Here is a 3,835-nt window from a genome sequence, read left to right on the forward strand (position 1 = left end):
GAATAAAGGAGGAGAGATGGCGAAGGCAAAATTTGAGAGGACGAAGCCACATTGCAATGTAGGGACGATAGGGCATGTAGATCATGGGAAGACGACATTGACGGCGGCGATAACGAAGGTACTGGCATTTAAGGGGCAGGCGACGTACCGAGCGTATGACAGTATAGATAATGCGCCTGAGGAGAAGGCGAGGGGGATAACGATAGCGACGGCGCATGTAGAGTATGAGACGGAGAAGCGGCATTATGCGCATGTAGACTGTCCTGGTCATGCTGACTATGTAAAGAACATGATAACGGGAGCGGCGCAGATGGACGGTGCGATTTTGGTGGTGAGTGCAGCGGACGGGCCGATGCCGCAGACGAGGGAGCACATATTGTTGGCGAGGCAGGTAGGGGTACCGTACATAGTGGTGTACATGAACAAGACGGACATGGTGGATGATCCTGAGTTGTTGGACCTGGTGGAGCTGGAAGTGAGGGAGTTGTTGTCGAAGTATCAGTTTCCCGGGGACAAGATACCGATTGTGAAGGGGAGTGCGCTGAAGGCGTTGGAGAGTGGGGCGACGGAACAGGGGGCGCCTGAGTACAAGAGCATATTGGAGCTGATGGAGGCGGTGGACAGTTATATACCGACACCGGAGCGGCCGATAGACAAGCCGTTTTTGATGCCGATAGAGGATGTATTCAGCATATCGGGTCGAGGGACGGTGGTAACGGGAAGGGTAGAGCGGGGGATCGTAAAGGTAGGTGAGGAAGTAGAGATAGTAGGGTTGGGGGAGACGAGGAAGACGGTGGCGACCGGGGTAGAGATGTTCAGGAAGCTGCTTGATGAGGGAAGGGCAGGGGATAACATAGGGGTATTGCTGAGGGGGATAGGGAAGGAAGAGGTAGAGCGGGGGCAGGTGTTGGCGAAGCCTGGGAGCATAACGCCGCATACGAAGTTCAAGGGGGAGGTATACATATTGACGAAGGAGGAGGGGGGTCGGCACACGCCGTTTTTTAATGGATACCGGCCGCAGTTTTACTTCAGGACGACGGACGTAACGGGGGTAGCGCATCTGCCTGAGGGGGTGGAGATGGTGATGCCGGGAGACAACATCAGTGTAAGGGTGGAGTTGATAGCGCCGATAGCGATGGAGAAGGAATTGCGGTTTGCGATCAGGGAAGGCGGAAGGACGGTGGGAGCCGGAGTCGTGACCGAGGTGCTGGAGTAACCTGTTAAATAAGAGTTTTTGAGGTATAGAGAGAGAACCATGAATCAGAAAATAAGAATTAAGCTGAAGGCCTATGACCACAGGATCCTGGATCAGTCGGTGAAGGAGATCGTAGACACGGCTCAGAGGACGGGAGCGCGGATAGCCGGGCCGGTTCCTCTCCCCACGAGGATCAGTAAAGTGACCGTCCTGAGATCTCCCCACGTCGACAAGAAGTCAAGGGAGCAATTTGAGATAAGAACTCACAAGAGGCTCATCGATATTTACGACCCGACACCCCAGACCGTTGATGCACTCATGAAACTCGAGCTTGCCGCCGGTGTTGATGTGGAGATAAAACTATGACAGGGATACTCGGCAGGAAACTCGGCATGACCCAGATATTTGAGAGTGACGGGAGAGCGATCCCTGTTACCGTCGTAGAGGCCGGCCCTTGCTGCGTGATTCAGGTAAAGACTCTCGATAACGACGGCTATGAAGCGGTCAAGGTCGGGTTCTCCGAGATACGGAAGACGAAGAAGGTGAACAAGGCGATGGCCGGCACATTCAAGAAGGCAGGGACAAAGCCCTATAAGATCATAAAAGAGTTCAAGATGGGAAACCTCAAGGTCGGCGAGTTCGTCACAGCGGAAATGTTCGTCAAGGGAGACAGGGTCAAGGTTTCGGGAATCTCAAAGGGCAAGGGATTTCAGGGTGTGATGAAACGGCATAACTACGCGGGCGGTCCCGGTTCTCATGGTTCCATGTTCAACCGTGCACCCGGATCGATCGGAGCAAGCTCTTATCCCTCGAGGGTATGGAAGAATAAGGGATTGCCGGGACACATGGGCAGCGAAATGATTACCGTGAAGAACCTCACAGTGGTCGATGTGAAGCCTGAGCAAAATCTTCTTTTGATCAAAGGTGCGGTGCCGGGCGGAGACGGCGCATACCTCGAGATCGAGAAGGGAGATTGAGATGCCTGATATAGAGCTGAAGGATACCAGTAATAAGGTCAAAGGAACGGTCAGCCTTCCCGAGGAGATGTTCGGGTTCGGCGAAAGAAAGGACATTTTGCATGCCTCTGTCGTAACGTATCTGGCGAACCAGAGGCAGGGCACCCACGCGACGAAGACGAAGGGGCTGGTGAGCGGCGGCGGCAAGAAACCATGGAAGCAGAAACACACGGGAAGGGCCCGCGCGGGAAGCAGCAGGTCCCCGCTCTGGAGAAAGGGAGGAACGGTCTTCGGACCTCAGCCCAGGGATTATGCTCTTAAGCTGCCGAGAAGCCTGAAAAGGAGGGCATTGGCGGAGGCATTGTCTGCCAAACTTACGGGCGGCGAAATCATGGTCGTCGAATCAATTACGGTAGATAAGCCGAAAACGAAGACGATGGTAGAAGTCCTCAGAAACCTCGGACTTGACGGGAAGAGCGTTCTCATTGTTATTCCCGGAAAGGATCATAATATCCTCCTCGCTTCCCGCAACATTCCGCGAGTGGATGTCGAAAGAGTTACCAATCTCAACTCCTATCAGATCCTCACCCATGACAGGATTCTCATGACGAGAGACGCTGTCAGCACCATGACAGAGGTATGCAAGCAATGAAAAGTATCTATACGGTAATCAAGAGGCCGCTGTTTACGGAAAAGGGAGCGATGCTCAAGGAAGGGGAGAATAAGGTCCTTGTTGAGGTCGCAATCGGGGCCAACAAGCTCGATATCAAGAAGGCCGTTGAGGAAATTTTCAAGGTGAAGGTCGAAAAGGTTGCGACCGTCACTACGGACGGGAAATGGAAGAGGTACGGTAAGTCTATCGGTAAGAGACCGGACAGAAAGAAAGCTATCATAACCCTGAAGAAGGGCGAAAAACTTGATTTCATCGAGGGTGCATAATGGCAGTTAAAAAATATAATCCAACATCTCCGGGTACGCGATTTCAGTCGGTATCCGATTTTGAAGAGATCACCGCGAAAGAGCCGCATCGGCCTCTGCTCAAGGCCCTAAAGAAGACAGGCGGCAGGAACAATAAGGGACGTGTCACCGCATGGCAAAGAGGCGGCGGCAATAAGAGACGTTACCGGATGATTGATTTCAAGAGGAATAAGCACAATGTTCCTGCTGAAGTCGAGACCATAGAATACGACCCCAACAGGTCGGCGAGGATAGCCCTCCTCAAATACCGTGATGGCGAGAGGAAATACATTATAGCGCCTCTCGGCATGAAAGTGGGTGAAGAGATTCTTTCAGGGCCGGGGGTGGAGATTAAGATAGGCAATGCCCTGCCTCTCAAGGAGATACCCCTCGGCACGTTCATCCATAACATAGAACTGCGGGCGGGCGAAGGCGCAAAACTTGCGAGAAGTGCCGGATCGTCGGCTCAGCTCATCGCGAAGGCTGAGGACTATTGCCACGTGAAGCTGTCGTCAGGTGAGGTGAGGCTCATCCCGCCTGCCTGTAAGGCTACTGTCGGCCAGGTGAGTTACCCTGACCGTGAGAACATCTCCCTCGGAAAGGCAGGAAGGGTTCGGTGGCTCGGCAAGAGACCTCACGTAAGGGGCGTTGCGATGAATCCTGTGGACCATCCTCTCGGCGGCGGGGAAGGCAGGAGTTCGGGAGGCAGGCCTGCATGTTCGCCGTG

General features: G+C 53.7%; 6 protein-coding genes. All 6 read left to right on the forward strand.

All coding sequences use genetic code 11. The annotated features are described in order from the left end of the window. The first annotated feature begins 16 nt into the window (after positions 1-16). Positions 17-1,216 (forward strand): elongation factor Tu, encoded by a 1,200-nt coding sequence (gene tuf / locus VEI96_09505; GenBank protein ID HXX58220.1) that lies wholly within the window; start codon positions 17-19, stop codon positions 1,214-1,216. A 39-nt stretch (positions 1,217-1,255) separates the two neighbouring features. Next, complete coding sequence (gene rpsJ, locus VEI96_09510) at positions 1,256-1,561, forward strand: 30S ribosomal protein S10 (protein ID HXX58221.1); 306 nt, start codon at positions 1,256-1,258, stop codon at positions 1,559-1,561. After that, on the forward strand, positions 1,558-2,172 hold the full coding sequence (gene rplC / locus VEI96_09515) for a 50S ribosomal protein L3 (GenBank protein ID HXX58222.1): 615 nt from the start codon (positions 1,558-1,560) through the stop codon (positions 2,170-2,172). Before rpsJ ends, rplC begins: the two co-directional genes overlap by 4 nt. Position 2,173: 1 nt before the next feature. Then, complete coding sequence (rplD, locus tag VEI96_09520; protein ID HXX58223.1) at positions 2,174-2,803, forward strand: 50S ribosomal protein L4; 630 nt, start codon at positions 2,174-2,176, stop codon at positions 2,801-2,803. Continuing rightward, positions 2,800-3,090, forward strand: coding sequence for a 50S ribosomal protein L23 (gene rplW / locus VEI96_09525; GenBank protein ID HXX58224.1), 291 nt, complete (start codon positions 2,800-2,802; stop codon positions 3,088-3,090). The genes rplD and rplW overlap by 4 nt, the downstream gene beginning before the upstream one ends. Beyond that, positions 3,090-3,835, forward strand: a 746-nt coding sequence (gene rplB, locus VEI96_09530; GenBank protein HXX58225.1) for a 50S ribosomal protein L2, incomplete at its 3' end; no start/stop codon positions are given. The genes rplW and rplB, both read left to right, overlap by 1 nt.

It is taken from the genome of Thermodesulfovibrionales bacterium, assembly GCA_035622735.1.
In the GTDB taxonomy this organism is placed as follows: domain Bacteria; phylum Nitrospirota; class Thermodesulfovibrionia; order Thermodesulfovibrionales; family UBA9159; genus DASPUT01.

What these genes read in the sequence shown, in the direction of transcription:
- rplD (HXX58223.1), top strand. Translation starts at nt 2,174, where the DNA reads ATGCCTGATATAGAGCTGAAGGATACCAGTAATAAGGTCAAAGGAACG.
- rplW (HXX58224.1), top strand. Translation starts at nt 2,800, where the DNA reads ATGAAAAGTATCTATACGGTAATCAAGAGGCCGCTGTTTACGGAAAAG.
- tuf (HXX58220.1), top strand. Translation starts at nt 17, where the DNA reads ATGGCGAAGGCAAAATTTGAGAGGACGAAGCCACATTGCAATGTAGGG.
- rplC (HXX58222.1), top strand. Translation starts at nt 1,558, where the DNA reads ATGACAGGGATACTCGGCAGGAAACTCGGCATGACCCAGATATTTGAG.
- rpsJ (HXX58221.1), top strand. Translation starts at nt 1,256, where the DNA reads ATGAATCAGAAAATAAGAATTAAGCTGAAGGCCTATGACCACAGGATC.